The organism is Pseudomonas sp. SW-3, from assembly GCF_016615645.1.
Taxonomy (GTDB): Bacteria; Pseudomonadota; Gammaproteobacteria; order Pseudomonadales; family Pseudomonadaceae; genus Aquipseudomonas; species Aquipseudomonas mandelii.
In genome coordinates, this window is record NZ_CP067098.1 from 2,536,840 (window position 1) to 2,552,976 (window position 16,137).

The 16,137-nt window shown below is 61.6% G+C and carries 14 protein-coding genes; 6 read left to right on the forward strand and 8 right to left on the reverse strand.

Annotated features, from left to right (window positions below; all coding sequences use genetic code 11):
• Window positions 1-33: 33 nt before the first annotated feature.
• A complete protein-coding gene (locus JIO00_RS11325; protein WP_145310866.1) occupies window positions 34-927 on the reverse strand; it encodes an AraC family transcriptional regulator in 894 nt (297 codons plus the stop codon).
• 138 nt (window positions 928-1,065) lie between these two features.
• Between JIO00_RS11325 and JIO00_RS11330 the strand changes: the two genes are divergently transcribed.
• From JIO00_RS11330 to JIO00_RS11340, 3 genes are read left to right on the forward strand one after another with little or no spacing between them, the layout of a single operon-like run.
• Complete coding sequence (locus tag JIO00_RS11330; protein WP_200668223.1) at window positions 1,066-1,809, forward strand: SDR family NAD(P)-dependent oxidoreductase; 744 nt, start codon at window positions 1,066-1,068, stop codon at window positions 1,807-1,809.
• 18 nt (window positions 1,810-1,827) lie between these two features.
• Window positions 1,828-2,229: a VOC family protein gene (locus JIO00_RS11335; protein ID WP_200668225.1), complete on the forward strand. Its 402-nt coding sequence runs from the start codon at window positions 1,828-1,830 to the stop codon at window positions 2,227-2,229.
• A complete protein-coding gene (locus JIO00_RS11340; RefSeq protein WP_200668227.1) occupies window positions 2,226-3,194 on the forward strand; it encodes a saccharopine dehydrogenase family protein in 969 nt (322 codons plus the stop codon). Before JIO00_RS11335 ends, JIO00_RS11340 begins: the two co-directional genes overlap by 4 nt.
• Here JIO00_RS11340 and JIO00_RS11345 read toward each other — a convergent pair.
• Window positions 3,191-3,496, reverse strand: a complete 306-nt coding sequence (locus tag JIO00_RS11345) for a DUF7693 family protein (RefSeq protein ID WP_010459128.1) — start codon at window positions 3,494-3,496, stop codon at window positions 3,191-3,193. The genes JIO00_RS11340 and JIO00_RS11345 overlap by 4 nt on opposite strands.
• A 171-nt stretch (window positions 3,497-3,667) precedes the next feature.
• On the opposite strand from JIO00_RS11345, the gene JIO00_RS11350 reads away from it, so the two are divergent.
• The 3 genes from JIO00_RS11350 (at window position 3,668) to JIO00_RS11360 (ending at window position 6,733) form a co-directional block, all read left to right on the forward strand.
• The gene (locus tag JIO00_RS11350) at window positions 3,668-4,048 is read left to right on the forward strand and encodes a c-type cytochrome (protein WP_077750094.1); all 381 of its coding nucleotides are present in this window, start codon (window positions 3,668-3,670) and stop codon (window positions 4,046-4,048) included.
• Window positions 4,049-4,926: 878 nt separating this feature from the next.
• On the forward strand, window positions 4,927-6,135 hold the full coding sequence (locus JIO00_RS11355; RefSeq protein ID WP_169857318.1) for an MFS transporter: 1,209 nt from the start codon (window positions 4,927-4,929) through the stop codon (window positions 6,133-6,135).
• Window positions 6,136-6,253: 118 nt separating this feature from the next.
• Window positions 6,254-6,733, forward strand: a complete 480-nt coding sequence (locus tag JIO00_RS11360; RefSeq protein WP_010459133.1) for a VOC family protein — start codon at window positions 6,254-6,256, stop codon at window positions 6,731-6,733.
• A 25-nt stretch (window positions 6,734-6,758) separates the two neighbouring features.
• Here the strand turns inward: JIO00_RS11360 and JIO00_RS11365 are convergent, their stop codons facing one another.
• From JIO00_RS11365 to JIO00_RS11390, 6 genes are read right to left on the reverse strand one after another with little or no spacing between them, the layout of a single operon-like run.
• Entirely contained in the window at window positions 6,759-7,622 is an 864-nt protein-coding gene (locus JIO00_RS11365; RefSeq protein ID WP_200668228.1) for a hypothetical protein, read from the reverse strand.
• Window positions 7,619-8,593, reverse strand: a complete 975-nt coding sequence (locus JIO00_RS11370) for an alginate O-acetyltransferase AlgX-related protein (RefSeq protein ID WP_200668229.1) — start codon at window positions 8,591-8,593, stop codon at window positions 7,619-7,621. Before JIO00_RS11370 ends, JIO00_RS11365 begins: the two co-directional genes overlap by 4 nt.
• Window positions 8,590-9,243 (reverse strand): alginate O-acetyltransferase AlgF, encoded by a 654-nt coding sequence (locus JIO00_RS11375; protein ID WP_172790682.1) that lies wholly within the window; start codon window positions 9,241-9,243, stop codon window positions 8,590-8,592. Before JIO00_RS11375 ends, JIO00_RS11370 begins: the two co-directional genes overlap by 4 nt.
• Window positions 9,244-9,251: 8 nt before the next feature.
• On the reverse strand, window positions 9,252-11,795 hold the full coding sequence (locus JIO00_RS11380) for a bacteriophage N4 adsorption protein A (RefSeq protein WP_200668230.1): 2,544 nt from the start codon (window positions 11,793-11,795) through the stop codon (window positions 9,252-9,254).
• Window positions 11,792-13,906 (reverse strand): glycosyl transferase family protein, encoded by a 2,115-nt coding sequence (locus JIO00_RS11385; RefSeq protein WP_200668231.1) that lies wholly within the window; start codon window positions 13,904-13,906, stop codon window positions 11,792-11,794. Before JIO00_RS11385 ends, JIO00_RS11380 begins: the two co-directional genes overlap by 4 nt.
• Window positions 13,907-13,918: 12 nt before the next feature.
• Complete coding sequence (locus JIO00_RS11390) at window positions 13,919-16,132, reverse strand: hypothetical protein (protein ID WP_200668232.1); 2,214 nt, start codon at window positions 16,130-16,132, stop codon at window positions 13,919-13,921.
• Between the last annotated feature and the right edge of the window lie 5 nt (window positions 16,133-16,137).

Sequence of the window (16,137 nt, forward strand, 5' to 3'; positions counted from 1 at the left end):
ACAAGAAACAGAGTCAGTCGGACCGAAGCACCCTCAGTCGGCACGTCCGCGCAGTTGCGCGAGAATCCGCGCGGCATCCCGGGCCGGAGGCAAACCGAAAACGCGGGCGTAGTCCCGGCTGAATTGGGTAGCGCTTTCATAGCCGACATCGAACGCGGCGCTGGTGACGCTTTTAGCGTTCGCCACCAACAAAGTCCGCGCCTGAAGCAGCCGCACGCGTTTTTGATACTGCAAGGGGCTGAGCGTGGTGACGGCTTTGAAATGGCGGTGGAACGCTGACACGCTCATCGACGCTGTGCGGGCCATGTCCTCGACCCGCAGCGGCTCGGCGAAGGCGCGGCGAATCCACTGGATCGCGAGGCTGACACGGGCCATGGCCGTATCGGGCGCGGCAATCTCGCGCAGCATCCAGCCGTGCGGTCCTTGCAAAACCCGATAGAGAATCTCCCGCTCGTACACCGGGCTCAGGGCCGCGATGTCCGCCGGCCGGTCCATCAATCGCAGCATGCGCACCCAGGCATCCATCAGCTCGGGTGTGACCGCGGCCACTGAGAAGCCGGCCTCCTGTTCTGACGGTGCGACAGGTTTTGGCAGGTCTGTCAGTAACGTTGCCAGTACGGCAGGGTCCAGCGTCAAGGCGACGGCGAGGTACGGCTCGCCAGACGTGGCCGGGTGCACACTGCCGACCGCCGGCAGTTCAATCGACATCACGAAATAGGTCGCCGGGTCATACCTCAATGTGCGATCGCCGACGGTGATGGTCTTACTGCCTTGCAGGATCAGGTTGATCATCGGCTCATAGACAGCGGCCAACTGATGTTCGGGAATCGCACCCTGGACCATGGCCACGCGCGGAATGCCCGTCTCTGTACGCCTGTTTTCGGCCCTGGCGGCAAGGGTTCTGAGTTCATGCAGTTGGTTTTCCATGGGGAGACATCTGACCGCAGGGGGACGCACGGCGCAAGCGAAAAGCAGAAACAGGCAGGATTGGAGTAGTAACGGCTGCGCTCGCCCGAGGGTCTATGGTTACCGTGGTTGCTCATCTGATTGACAGTGGAGCAAGCCATGAGCGTTATCGTCATTACCGGCGGCAGTCGAGGCATTGGTGCCAGCGCCGCAGTGCACTGTGCCCGGCGTGGAATGGGCGTCATCCTGACCTACAAGAGCAACGTGCAAGCGGCGGATTCGGTGGTTCAGCGCATCAAGTCCGAAGGTGGTCATGCCGTCGCCCTTGAACTGGATGTCTGCCATGCCGGGCGCTTCGGCGTGTTCGTCGATGCGGTACGACAGGCGCTGCAATCGAACTGGCAAACCACCACCTTGGGTGGTCTGGTCAACAATGCCGGCCACGGCCTGTTCAATCCGCTTGAGACGGTCACCGAGGCGCAGTTCGACGACCTCATGAACGTTCACCTCAAGGGCCCGTTCTTCCTGACCCAGGCCTTGCTGCCGCTGATGGAGGAGGGCGCAAGCATCGTCAACCTGACCAGCGCGACGACACGGGTGGTCACGCCAGGCGTGGCGCCTTATGCCGCTTTCAAGGGCGGACTGGAAGTACTGACTCGCTACATGGCCAAGGAGTTTGGTGAGCGGCGCATCCGTGCCAATGCCGTCTCGCCCGGCGCCATTCGCACCGAACTGGGCGGCGGCTTGAGCGAAGAATTCGAGACGCTGCTGGCCTCGCAAACGGCGCTCGGTCGCATCGGCGAACCGGACGACGTCGGTCGAGTGATCGCCACGCTGCTGTCCGAAGAAAGTGCCTGGATCAACGCGCAATCCATTGAGGTTTCCGGCGGTTACATCATCTGAACCAGCGAGGCGCATTCCATGCTTGATCATGTGTTTATCTCAGTCAGCGACACCCAACGCTCCGTCAATTTCTATACCGCGGCGCTCACACCGCTCCGCATCACTCACTCGCTCGATTTCGACGGCAAGGATGGCCCGCCGGGCCACCCGGACCTCAAGGGTTTCGGTGCGCAAGGCCGGGTGTTTTTCTGGCTGCGTGAAGGGGTGGTGGAGGGGCGGGCTGCGCATGTCGGGTTCGTTGCGAACAGCAGGGGCGAGGTCGATGCGGCCTATGCCGCTGCGATGAAAGCAGGCGCTACCGATAACGGCGCTCCCGGCGCACGGTTGCATTACGACCCGAATTATTACGCGGCTAACGTCCTGGACCCGGATGGCTACAGCCTCGAATTCGTCTATAAAAACTGGCAGCACCAACAATGAGCAAACTTCTGATTTATGGCGCAACCGGGTACACCGGCCGAATGGTCGCGGCACAAGCGAAGGTAGCCGGGCTGGACTTCGAAGTCGCTGGACGTGACGCGACAAGCGTGGCTGCGCTTGCCCGGCAGCTGAGCGTGCCTTATCGCACCTTCACGGCCGACGCTCAAACGGCGCAAGCGCTGAGCGGCGTCACGGTCTTGTTGAACTGCGCCGGTCCTTTTGTGATGACTGCAGAGCCGTTGATGCGGGCCTGCATCGAGGCCGGGGTCGACTATCTCGACATTACTGCCGAAATCAACGTTTACCGGCTGGCGGAGCGGTTGGGCGAGGATGCCGGTGTGATGCTATTGCCAGGCGTCGGCTGGGACGTTGTCCCCACTGACTGCCTCGCTCTGCACGTTGCCCGTCGTGTCGAACATCCGCAATCGCTACGGATCGCGCTGCAGGTTGCAGGCTCCATGTCCCGTGGATCGGCCAACAGCGTTGGCGAGATCATCGGTGCAGGATTGATGGCGCGGGTCGACGGCGTACTCGTTCCTGCGCCGGATGCGCAACCGCGTCACTTCGACTTCGGCGCCGGGCCTGTGCTCTGCGCGCCGCTGTCGTTCGGTGATCTGGTCACGGGTGGGCGCTCGACGGGTATCCCCAACATTGCGATGTTCGTGCACATCAGCGGTGACGCATTCCCAGAGGGCGACTTGTCCCGACTTCCCGATGGCCCCAGCGAGCAAGAGCGCCTGTCGCATCGGGCCTATGCGGTTGCTGAGGTGACGGGGGCAGATGGGCAGGTTGCGCGGTCGGTGATTGAGACTATCAACGGCTACTCCTACACACCGTTGGCCGCGGTGGAAGCGGCGCGACGCGTGTTGGCCGGGGAGCGGCGTTCCGGGTTCGAGACACCGGGTCGTCTGTTCGGAGTCGAATTCGCCGAGAGCATTGCCGGGACGGTGATCGTTGATCTCTAAGGCTGGCGCTGAAGGCACAGCAAGCGCTCGATCTGCGCTAACTCCCAGGTGCTGAGCAAACTGACCGGGTCGGTGCCGTAACGTTGCCAGCGGTCGAGTTCACCCTCGCGGCCGTCCGGGGCCTGGCAACGTTGGCAATGCAGCAGACGGGCGCCGTCGACACCGAGGCTCAGGCGCCAGCCTTCGATATCGACGTGCACGTGGCCGGGCTCGGGTTGTCTGGCGAGGCGCGATAGCGGCCGGAGTTCCAGCGCGGCGTCGCGCAACTGCTGGTAAACCTCGCGGGCGGTCAAGGGTGGCACAGGGCATCTCCGGTGGAATCGCAGGGTTGCACAGGATAGAGTCTGCGCTTGCCGCTGTCAGCGGATAGCGGGGTCGTTATTCCACCCGTCTGCCGGCGGCTTACTGGAAGTAGGTTCACCGGGTGCGAGCTGATTTACGTGCGCTTGGCCACAAATGATTTGGAGCAGGACATGAATAAAGCCGCAGCCCTTATGGTGCTTATTGCGGGGGTGTTCGGCGCGCAAGTCCAGGCGGCCGGCGATGCTGAAGCCGGCGCGACACTGTTCAAACGGATATGCGGCGGCTGCCATCAAGTGGGGGAGTCGGCGCGGGGTTCGTTCGGGCCGCAACTCAATGGCATTTTTGGACGCCCGTCAGGTAGCACGACGGATTATCAATACTCCGACGCCATGAAATCGGCCGGCATTGTCTGGACCCGCGAGACCCTGATCGCGTACCTCGAAGATCCAAAGGAAGTAGTGCCCGGTACCCGGATGATTTTCTGGGGGCTCAGCGATCCGGAGAAGATTGAAAACCTGTTGGCATATCTTCAGACCTTTCAGCCGCAGTAGGGCACCCTGCATTGACGCAGCGCGGCTTTCGATCAAACGCTCGGACCCACCCTCAGCATGGCGACGTGCGGACCATGACGATCTATATGTAGGAAGGCACCTACAGAAACTCACGAAACCATGATTTTTCACACTCATAATCGAACTGGATAACCGCCCGATGGCGCGGTTTTACTTCGTTAGGATGTGTCAGTTTCCTCCCGGTATTGACTTCGATGTTTCAGGGGGAGAGTCTTGGCGTCGCTGGAACCCGTAGCTGAAACCGGATAGAAATGCTCTTGCCAAATAGACTCGAAGATCATCGTGTCTCTAGTGCAGAAACAAAACATTCTGGTTTTCTGGCCGTGAATGTTGTTTTTCATGCGCCATGAATACACCGTGTTTGTTAGCTGCGAGCTGTCTGGGATGGGCGTTTTAGGTGGCATTGGTTACATGTGATAACACGGGTAAGAGGGGTTGGCGGATATGCCTGCCCTAAATAGTTAGTTCTAATGATCGACGCGTTGCCATTGGATAGTTTGCGGCAGATGGCAGGTTAGATTGATTAGATAATATTCCAAGGACTGCACTTGCATGATGTAAGTGCGAACAATCGATAGAAGTGAGTTTGTTCACTTCTGGAGGCAAGGATGCACGACCAAGTTACGTCTGAATTTTCTGTTCATCTGTGTATTCATCAACTATTCGAAGCCCGGGTTGCACGCAGTCCTGAAGCCACGTCGCTGGTCTTTGAGGGTGAGACGCTCAGCTATGGTGAACAACTGCCTCGCTTGCTTGCTGGTTCACCTGTGCCATTGAGTCGCCGATAAACCGCCCGCAACAGTTTGCGGGCGTGCAGCGGGGTACCCATCGGCGAAGCATTATTAAAAGGAGAAATCATGGCAAATCCCTACCGCGAACTGCTCACCACCCCGGGCGTCATGGGGTTGGTGATCGCGAGTTCCATTGCCCGTCTGCCACAGGCAATGATCGGCATCGGCATCATTACCATGTTGGTGCAGCAGACGGGACTTTATTGGCTGGCTGGCTCGGTCGCCGGTACCTTTACCCTGGCAAATGCGCTGATCGGCCCGCAGGTGTCGAAACTCGTCGATCAGCGGGGGCAGAGTCGGGTGCTGCCCTTAGTCACCACCTTCAGCATTGGCATGTTGCTGGCGCTGATCGTTGCCGTCTCTATGAGGGCGCCGACCCCGCTGTTGTTTATTCTTGCGGCACTGGCGGGCACGATGCCCAGCATGCCCGCGATGATAAGAGCACGCTGGACACAGCTTTTCCGTGGCAAGCCGCAGTTGCACACGGCTTTCTCCCTGGACACGGTGCTGACTGAGCTCGCTTTCATTATCGGTCCACCCCTGGCCATCGGTCTGAGCGTCAGTTTTTTTGCCGAAGCCGGACCGCTTGTCGCGGTCTTGCTGCTGGTCATCGGCGTGAGCGCTTTTCTTCTGCAAAAGCAGACAGAACCGAAGGTCATCGTGGGCGTCAGGAAGAGCACTGGCTCTACCTTGCTGATTCCCGGCGTTCGCACCATCGTTCTGGCACTCCTGGCGATGGGGGTGATTGGCGGATCAATCGATGTGGCGGCGGTGGCCTTCGCCAACGCACAAGACTGGCCAGCGTCCGCCAGCTTCATCCTCGCAGCCTATGCGCTCGGCTCAATGATCGCGGGCCTGACGTTCGGCGCGTTGAGGGTCTCCTTGTCGATTGAAAAGCAGTTCTTCGTTGGCGTTCTGATCACGGCAGTTACAGCCGTCTTGCCCATTTTCTCGCCGGACGTCTACATCCTTTCCGGGATGCTGTTTGTGGCAGGCATGTCATTCGCACCAACGATGGTCGTCGTCATGAACCTTGGTACGATCATCGTTCCACCGTCCAGGATCACCGAAGGCCTGACGTGGATGACGACGGGCATCAGCATCGGCGTGGCGCTCGGTGGCGTACTCGCGGGGCTGGTCATCGACGCCTATGGCGCACGGGCAGGGTTCGGCGTCGCCATCGGCGCGGGGCTGGTCATGGTGGTGATCGTGCTGTTGGGGCTGCGTACACTTCGCGCCACATCAGCGGTTTGCGCCGAGCCGAGTTTCCAGTAATCAGCACGCTGGACTTCGTTACAGCATTGATCTGCCGACAAGGGGCATGGCCCTCTTCGTGGTCCATCTGGTCGCTCAGCTAGAATGATCATTCATTCCCCATTGATGGAGAACCAGAATGGTCAGCAAAAACACGATTTGCCTCTGGTACGACGGCGCCGCGCTGGAGGCCGCGACGTTCTACGCCAAGACGTTTCCCGACAGCGCGGTGGGCACCATCCTTCGCGCGCCTGGCGACTATCCTGCGGGCAAGCAGGGCGATGTATTGACGGTCGAATTCACGGTGATGGGCATTCCGTGTCTCGGCCTGAACGGGGGCTCGGGGGTCAAGCACAACGAGGCGTTCTCGTTCCAGGTGGCGACTGACGACCAGGCCGAAACCGATCGCTTGTGGAGCGCGATTGTCGGAAACGGCGGCCAGGAAAACGTCTGCGGCTGGTGCCAGGACAAATGGGGATTGTCGTGGCAGATCACGCCCCGCGTCCTGACGGATGCCATCAATAATCCCGATCAAGCAGCGGCCAAGCGCGCGTTCAACGCGATGATGCAGATGGGGAAAATCGATGTCGCGGCGATCGAAGCGGCGGTCAAGGGTTAATCCGACCTGACGCTGATGATCTACGTTATCGCGCCAGTTGCTCCACCAGCTCAGGCGTCACGTAGTGCGGTCCGTCGAACAGGTACAGCGGATAACCGTCATAGGCTGCCAATTGCGGCTTGAGCTCGGCGGCGGTGGCGGAGCGAAATCCGCCGCCGAAGTTGGGGCGAAAGGCTTCGACGATGATGCGCACCCGGTCTTTGCCCAGACGCTCGCGCAACGCGTCGGCGTAGGTCCTGGCGACCGGTGCGGTGCGGGCGTAGACACCGACGCCGTCCTGGAAGAACACGCCAATATCATTCGGCAGCCACTGCTTGAGCCATTCTGCCGTGGCGACAGGGCCGATGTTGGCGCCGTCATATACGCTGATCCATAACGGTCGTGGCAGCTTGGCCAGCAGGGCGGGCAGTTCTTTGGCGCGGGTCCAGCTGGGGTCGACTTCGGCGGGGAAATACCAGCCGGTGACGTGCAAGGGCGTCGGCAATTTGGCGATGCGTGCCGAGACTGCCGCCAGTTGCTCGATGTTGTCCCGTGAGCGGTTTTCGCTGAAATAGCCGGCCAGTCCAAGGATGACGTCTTGCGCCCACGGGGCCTTGGCAATGCGTGCCCAATCGGGCAGAACCGGCACGCTGGGCAGGCCGGAACCGGCAACGAATGCCTGATCGTCGACGACAGACCATTGCACCAGCAGCTCGCGGGCCCCCAGCTTTTCCCAGTGGCCATTGATGCCGACGGTCTTGTTGTCCGGCTGCCAGACGATGCCGACGATCCCTGGGGTCTGGGCCTTTTTGTCCGTCACGTAGAGCACGCCGGTCCCGGTGCCGAGAATGGCGGCAAACAACAGACCCGCAATGGTCGCGCGACTGGCGGTGTAACCAAGAATGTTCACGGAAGCGCCTTATTGATGCGCTGATGCCATTGGCTCAGCGAGGTGACGCCTTTGGCGTTCCAGTTAGCTGCGGCATCGGGGCCGAGGTGGAATTGGCCCTCGTTGAATTGCCAGACGATCACTTGCGGTTTGTGTTGGGCGAAATCCGCAGACTCCAAGTATTGCAGCAGCGTAGCCCATGGGCCGACATCGCCAGGATTCCAGGTCAGCGCGACGGGACGGTCTAGGGCATTGGAAAGCTTTTGCGTAAAGCCCAGGTAAGGTTGGACAAAGCTGTTGCCGATCACCTGAACCGGTGCCGGTGCGTCATCGATCAGCAAGTCGTTCTGGGCCTGATGGCGAACGGTGTAGATGTCGCGACCAACCGATTTACGTTTGATCGCCGGCAGGAAATTGCTCGCCAGATCGCCGAACGCGCGTCGGTCGAACCACTCGCCCAGCGCCGCGCCACCGCCGGGTTCGCCTTGCAGGCGGTAACGCTCGGTAATCAGTTGCGCCGTGGCGTCGGCGGTGTTTTCCGCGCTCCAGGCGGTCCAGTGGTAGTCGGCGCGATAAAACGCGGTCTGTTTGCCGTGTTCAGTGCGTTGCAGGACGGGCTTGATGTTCAGCGTGGTCAGGCCTGCCTGAGTCAGCTCGCTCTGCAAGAGCTCGTAGCGCTGCATCACGGCCGGGCTCAAGGGCTGACTGGCGGGCAGGCGCGAGGCATAAAACGGCGCTTTCATCGGCACTACCAATACGACCAGACTGATGTGTTCCCGCGCAAGGTTCTGCTGGAGTTGTTTCACCAGCGCAATGTTGCGAGTCGTGCCGGGGTTATCGACCTTGCTCAGGCTTTCCCAGGCCGGGAACAGCCAGCCACCTTCGCCGGTAATGACCGCCGAGGCCGCTTCAACGCCGGTGCCCGACAGGCTCAACAAGACACCGGCGATCAGGGCGGAAACCGGCCAGCGAGATTTCCATTGAAGGGTCATGGCGCGGTCTGGTCGACAAGGCCGATCAGGCGTGGAGCCTGCCGGGAGCCGACCAGGAACAGGCTGTAACGATCGCCGGCCTTGAAGGGCGTCAGCTTGAACGGCAGGCTGATGTTCTGCTCGCAATTGGCAACCAGCGTTGCTTGCACCGGGTTAATCGTGCGCTGAGCCTGACCGTTGAACGGGACTTGATTGAACACCGGGGCATGGTTAGCCAGTTTCACCCCGGCCTTCTCGCAACCGCTGGCCAGGTTGTAGAGGTTGAGTTCGGCACGCAAGTCTTTGCCGCGCAGCGGCGGGTCGATGACCAGGCGGGGTGCCCGCGCCGGGTCACTGTCGAGAATCAGCGTGACCCACGCACTTTTCGGTGCACTCAGGCCCTTTATCTCGCGACCGTTGACGGTCACTTGCAGCGGTTGTCGCGAGTCCACGACCTGAAAAGGACTGGCCACCGTCGCCTGGGTCGAAAGGGCGAAACTCGCGCCCTGGCCCACCTGGACCTGCATGGCAGTGTCGGAGGGATTGACCACCCGCACCCAGGCCGAACCCTCCGGCAGTTTTGGCGCGTACAACTGGGCAATTTCAGGGGCGGCGTTTGCCCCCATCGGGATCAGGCCAAGTCCCAACCACAAACAGAATCGAATCTTCATGCAAGTCCTCAATAGGAATAAGTCAGGCGACCGAAGACACCTTGAGCGCGATCATCGCCCAGCACCTTGACGCGGTACTGCAGGGAGAAGTCGAGATAGGAGCGGGGCGCGTTGTACGCATCTTCGCGGAACCAGTAGCGCACGTTGTTGCCGACACCGATGCCACCGGCCTTGCCGGACGATGAGTCCGATTTGCCATCGGAGTCGGTGCCACTGTTCATCTTCGAGTCGTAATCGAACGCGGCCACCACATGAGGGAACGTCACCCAGCGTGAGCCCGCGCCACCGATGGCATAGCTGCGGCCGACCTGCCATTCGCTGTTGAAATAGTCCCGCGAGTCGTTGACGTAATGTCCGGCTTCAGCGAACAACTGCGAAGTCCACCAGCTGGAGGCATCGACCCGCAGATCGGTCCCGACGCTTGCGCCATAGCCCAGACGCAGCAGCCAGTCACCGTCGACGTCCGACGATCCCAAGGGGAATGTGCGCTCGACGGCGGCCATCACGTTCAGCGACGTGAAGGGTTTGACCCGTACACCCACCGCGCCTTGCAGCGCATCGAAACCGGTGTCCGAATCGCTGTTCTTGCTCCACAGCGTGTCGGTGACGCGTCCGTAGAGTTCGACAAAGCGTGCATTGCGATAGCCCAACGGGCGCCAGGACAATTCGGTGCTGTTTTGCAGGCTGTCATTGCTGCTATTGCCGCCGCTCGGCGCTGAGCTCAGGCCGCTGCTGGTGCTGTTGCCGCGGTAACTGGTGGTGTTGGTCAAACCCCAGGTGCGCGACACATCGGCCACGGCGCGACGGGTGTCGAACAGCTGCTGCGGGGACAGGTCCGGTTCACCGGCATTGTTTGCGTCGATGACGCGCTTGAAGTAGCTGACGGCTTGTTCGTCATCATTGACCCGCATCGCGTTATAGGCCGCGTCCTGAGTGGCTGTCGGCGTCAGTCGCGTCTCGGCATCGGCCTTGCGGAACGATGCGTGGGCACCCTCATCGTCGCCGGCCTGGACCGACAAGTAAGCGATCTGCAGGTCGCTCATCGATTCCAGTTCACCCGTGTCCCGCGCTTGTTGCAGCCGTTCGCGCGCGGTTCGGCGCTGGCCGATGGCGCTGTACAGACTGGCTTCTTCATAAGCAGGCAGGCTGCCCAGTGCCAAGGCCTGGGTAAAGTCCTGGCGAGCCCCGGCGTCGTCACCCGATTGCTGGCGCAGACGACCGCGTTGGGCCAGCAGTCGGGCGTCGTCGCCTGTGAGCCGGAGCCCCTCGCTGGCCGCCGCGATGGCTTCGGGCACTCGCTTCTGATCACTCAAGGCGCTGACGAGCAACCGTCGATACGCTGGATTCTGCGGCGCACGGGCAATGGCTTCGTTGGCCAGGACGACGGCCGAGGCGGGGTCCTTGCTGGCGAGTGCGGCGTAAGCCTGACCGGCCTTGTCGGTTCCGCCGTCGCGCTGGTTGCCCGGCCAGATATCGCAGACCAGGCCAAAAGCGGTTTCCTGACAGTTCAGGGCCGGGGCCGGAAACTGGGCGGCAGCGTTCAACCCGTTGTTTTTTTGCCTGAGGGCCATTCGGGCGGCTGTGCGTCGACGGGCCACTTCGCCGCCTTCGTCATCGGCCAAAGGTTGTAGCTGATCGAGCGCCCGCTGAGGCTCGCCATGGGCCAGCGCAGCGTCGGCGGCGAAGAAGCGTATGTCGCGGGTTTCGGTTTCCAGCAGGCCATCGATGGCCAGGGCGTGATTCAGGTCAGCCTCGGCTGCCGCTGTTTTACCCTGACGATCAAGGGCGTAGCTGCGCAGGATCCACGGCGCGATTTCGCCATCGTCCTGAGCCAGTGCGCCAGATGCGGCCAGCTCGGCTCCTCGGTAATCCTTGGCTGCGAGCAGGGCGCTGATCAGCAGTTGCTGATTGGCGCCGATTTCCGGTGCCCAGGCGACAGCCTTTCTGGCCTGATCCACGGCCAACGGCACCTGGCCTTGCTCCAGGGCGCGATAACTTTCGACGGCCAGCGGTGCGGCCAATTGCCGACGAATCGCTTCGCGGCGCATCAGCAACGTATCGTCGTCCGGGAACACGGCCAATGCCTGAGTGGTGGCTTGATCCGCTTCTTGAAGATGTTGTTGACGCTGCAACGACTCGATCAGCAGCAGTCGATAATCCATGCGTTTGGGTGCCTGAGCGATGGCTTTGCGTGACGCTTGTGCCGCCGCGCCGAAATCATCGCGATCATAGGCCTTGAAGGCTTGGGCGGCGGCGCCGAAGCCTGGAGCCTGACGTGACTGTGGGTAGCGCTTGGGATGATCACGCAGATCCTTGTCCCGTTGAGCCAGCACGATCAGCCTGTTCAAACGGGTGATGTCGGCGCGCTGACGCAACGCTTCGCGTGCCTTGGCGATGGCCAGGTCGTAGTCTTTGCGCTCGTAGGCGCTGTAGGCCTCGTTGGCGGTGACGTAGGCCGGACCGGTCAACGGTAATGGCAGTGTTTCGGCATGAGCCAGCGCAGGTATCAGGCTCAGCCCCGTGGCCATGAGGGTCAGCAAGGGGCGATTCATGCCGGAAGCTCCGCAGGATAGTGGCTGTGTTGACGTGCCACGGCCTTTTCGATGGTGGCGCGGGGCAGCACGCCGCTGTCGACCAGATAGTCGCCGATGCGTCCGTGACGCTGCGGGCGGTACTGCAACATGGTGCGGTTGAACACGTCGCGATCCAGCAGGCCCATTTCGATCAACAGGTCACCCAACAGTGGCGCGCGGGCATCTGGTACCGACTGGCCTTCGCGCACATTCATCAGGCGCAACTGCGCAACGATTTCGCTTTCACGGGCAATCAGCTGCACCGGCTCGCTGCCCAGTACCTCGCTGACTTGTTGCAGACCTTCGACAGGCAACGGACTGGCCACGGCCAGTTGGGCTCGTCCGTCGGCATTCAAACCCACCGGCACCACTCGCCAGCGCAGCGCGAATTCATCATCCAGGGTAAGGGTCGACGCCTGCGCCTTGTGGGCCACATCGAACACCCGCGGCAGGTCATTCTGGAAAGCGATGGCTTCGGCCAGTGTCTCGTCGTCCAGCCAGCCATTGCTGAGCAAGATCCGCCCCAATGGCATGTGCCGGGTTTTCTGTTCGGCGAGGGCGCTTTGCAGGTCGGTTTCGTTGATCGCCTGCCAGGACAGCAACACGCTGCCCAGCTTGCGCGGGGCGGCGGCGACCAGGTCGGTGGACGGGAAGTCGTGCATGGTCTTGTCCCACACCAGTTTGCGGTTCATGACCTTGCCGACCAGGAACATGCGCCAGGCCCGTGACGCGGCCATGAAGTTGACGAAGTTGCCCACCACCATGCGCGGGATGGACAGCAATCCGTGCTGCCAGCCGTACAGCACGGTGGTGAAGTAACAGCGATGCGCGATGCGCCAGGCCAGCGCAACACCGTTGGCCAGCAGCAAGTATTTGATGAAGCCGTTGGTTTCGAACGGCGTGGGGAAACTCACGTCCCACAGGCCGCTCTGGCGCAGGATGATCAGGCCCAACAGTTGGACCAGAATCACGTAGGCGATGATGCTGACAAACGCCGTCACCACGCCTTTGCGATCACGGAACAACAGATATCGGTTGGCCAGCGAACCGTTCCAGCCCATTTGCTCCCAGCCTTGCAGGCCGATGCCCAGCGTCCAGCGGGCCTTCTGCCGGAACGCGGTGCGGAAGGTGTCGGGAAAGAACTCGCGCACGCACAACGGCATCTTCAGCGTCGATTCGTAAGGCTTGCGAAACCAGGATTTGCGCAGCACGCGAAACTGCACCGGGAAGCGCACGAAGATCGCGTTCATGCCGACCTTGGCCAGGCGTGCGCCGACGTCGTAGTCCTCGGTGAGGCTGTCAGTGTTGAACGGCTGGTTCTGGGTTTCCCCGGCCAGCACACGCAGGGCGCGATGGGAAAAACAGGTGCCGACGCCGGCAGACGGCACCGTGTCGGTCATGCTTTCACGCACCACCAGGTCCTTGCCGTGCCATTCGGCGAACTCGTCCATGTAGGTGCCGGCCACCCATTCGTACCAGTTGCGTTCCAGCGAAACCACGGGCAACTGGATCATGTCCTTGCGCGGCAGCAAGTAGTTGAACAGACGCAATTCCATCGGGTGCAGCACGTCTTCGCTGTCGTGCAACACGACGCCGGCGAAGGTCATGCCGTGGGTTTTCTCATGCAGGAAGATCGCCTGGATCACCCAGTTCAGGCAGTCGGCCTTGCAGGTCGGCCCGGCGTGCGGGACTTCCACGCGGTGCAGCTGCTTGTAGCGCCGACGCATGCGCTCCACTTCGTCAATGGTGCGCTGATCGTTGATGTAGGTGCCGACGAAAACCACATAGTTCTGGTAATCGAGGGTCGACACCATGTTTTCGATCATCGGCGCGATGACGTCATATTCCAGCCAGGCCGGGACCATGATTGCCAGCGGCTGCTCATCCCGGGCCATCAACTGCTCGGCGGTCAGCGGTCGGTATTTGCGGTCCGCGGTGAACTTGCGAAACAGGCGGCGCGACCAGTACCACAGGTCAATGAACAGGTCGTCCAGGCTGGAAATCAGGATCAGCACCGCGACCACGATGGTCGAGATCTCCAGAAAGCTGTAGTAGTGAGCCAGCCAATAGGGCCAATAAAGCGACGTCATCGAAGGGTTCCGTTACTGGCGATTGCGACGGGCATTACGGCCAGCCAGCAACAGGATGAGAACCAACAGGATGCCACCCGGAATCAGCCACAACAGCGACGGCGTACGCCAGGCGTCGAGGCCCTTGGGTTCTTCGTTGTCGATCAATTGGCTGCCGCTTGGATCCTGAGTGTCGAAGGTGGTCAGTGCACCGTCGTTGCCGAGGATGGCCACATCGCCGCGGGTCAGCAGAATCTGTTTGGCGAAGCGTGGCGAGTCATTGCCCAATGCGCGATAGACCATACCGCGCTGGCCGCCGGCATCGACCACTTGCAACGAGGCAAGGTGATTGAGCGGATGCACGTCAAGCAACAGTTGATCCTTGTGATTGATGCGCAGACGCCCCTGCTCATCGACCTGCACGGACTCCTTGCTGTCTTTGATCGGCAGCTCGAAGGCGAGGAAGGCCTTGTCCAGCGTGACCGAGGCTTTCGGATCTGTGATGACCTTCAATTGCGCACGCAGCGGCGAGACCCCGGCGGCATCGGCGACTGAAATCACTTGCGGCAAGCTGCTCGCCGGATGATCGAGGTAGGCCTGAGGCACCAGGAGTTGGGTGTCCACGGCAAAGCGCGCGGCCATGCCGGAGAAGTCATCACCCAGCGCGGTTTTTTCCAGCACGATGTGGCTGGTCGGCAGCACGGAAACCGGGAAGGCTTGCGGCGTTTCCAGGCAGCGATCACTCACGGGCTGGCGCTGGAACGACACGCGTAGCACGTTGGTCGCGCCCACGGCGTAACGCGGGATGCGCGCTTCGATGCGTTGTTTTTCACCGTTGGCTACCAGCTGCTGCGCGCCAATCAGGTAGTCATTGAGAAACAGCGAGGCCACCGGCGCAGTGTCAGAAGCGCCGGGCGCGGCAGACACGTCGACCACAGCCTTCACCGGCAAGCGACCGTCGTAAGCCACGCTGCCCAGAGGGAATGACGTGCTCCAGTCAGACTTGGCCAGCACGTCGATGGCGCCGGGATTGCCGCCCAGGCGAGACAGGGCGACACGGCCGTCGGTGCTCAAGGGCAGCTGTGCTTCGCTGACGGTCAATTGGCGACTGCGTGCCAGTTTGTTCCAGGCGCTACTGAACAAGGCCAGCGCCTTGCCGGTGGCATGCGGCGCAATCATCAGAACCGGGCGCGTGCCCACCAGGGCCAGGCGCACATTGTCAGTGCCATCGGCGGCAAGGCCGGCATTGATATGCGTCTCACGCCATTGCGTGAACGCGTTGGCCGCCGTGGCATCGAAGCCCTGGATCTGGCTCTGCAGCGCGTCGAGGGATGCATTGATCGCTGTGAGCAGTTGCGGGTCGTTGATCGCCAGATCCGCCTGAACGTTCGGCGTCTGGCCCAATACCAGCAACGCGCCGATCTCCGCCGGGTTCGCCAAGGTGTGCGGACCTTTGCCGTTGAGGCTGGCGAACGCTGGAATACCTTGCAGTTCGGCCGGAATGCGCAGGCCGCTCAGGTCGACGCTGTCTTGTACGGCAGGGAAGGGCAGGATTTGACTGCGCTTGCCAATCCGCTCCAGTGCCACGCCCAGACGCCATGCCGAATCGTAGCTTTCAGCGGATAAGGTGCCGGGCGCGACCATGATCCCCGGTTTGCCAGGCAAGGCCGTCCACGCAGCGCCGACGTCGCGCAACTGGCTGGCGTCATAGCTGTAAGTCAGGCGGGTGTCGGGTTCGATACGTAGAACATTGCCGATGGCGCGTTCGTCTTCGCACAGCACACGGGACACGATCGACGACCAGGCGATGCCCAGGCGCAGCGAGCCGCTGTCCCGCGCTTTTTTGTCCACGCCCAGCGTGGCACTGGCGTCACCCTGGGGGTCGCTGAGCCCTTCGGCACGCACCGGATAACCGTCCAGCGACAGCAGCAGCGTGTTGCGGCCGCCTTCGCCATTGAGGTAACTGGCGTCGAAATTCAACGTCGCATCCGTCAGCGGAACACCTGCCGGCACCGGCAGATACAGTTCGCGGCGGGCATCGGTGGAGCCGAGGATGATCGGTGCATCGATCCCCAGATCGCTCAAGCGCACCTCCCGCTCTTGTCGGGTGTCGGCGTTGAGCCGGTTGATCGCCTGGGTGAGCGGACTGTCCGCGGCCAAGGCAAGGGTCGGCATGAGCGCGAGCAGGCTCACACCACAGGCAAGGGCGCTGAGGGCACCCGTATGGATGGCAACGGAAGACTTCATTCAGG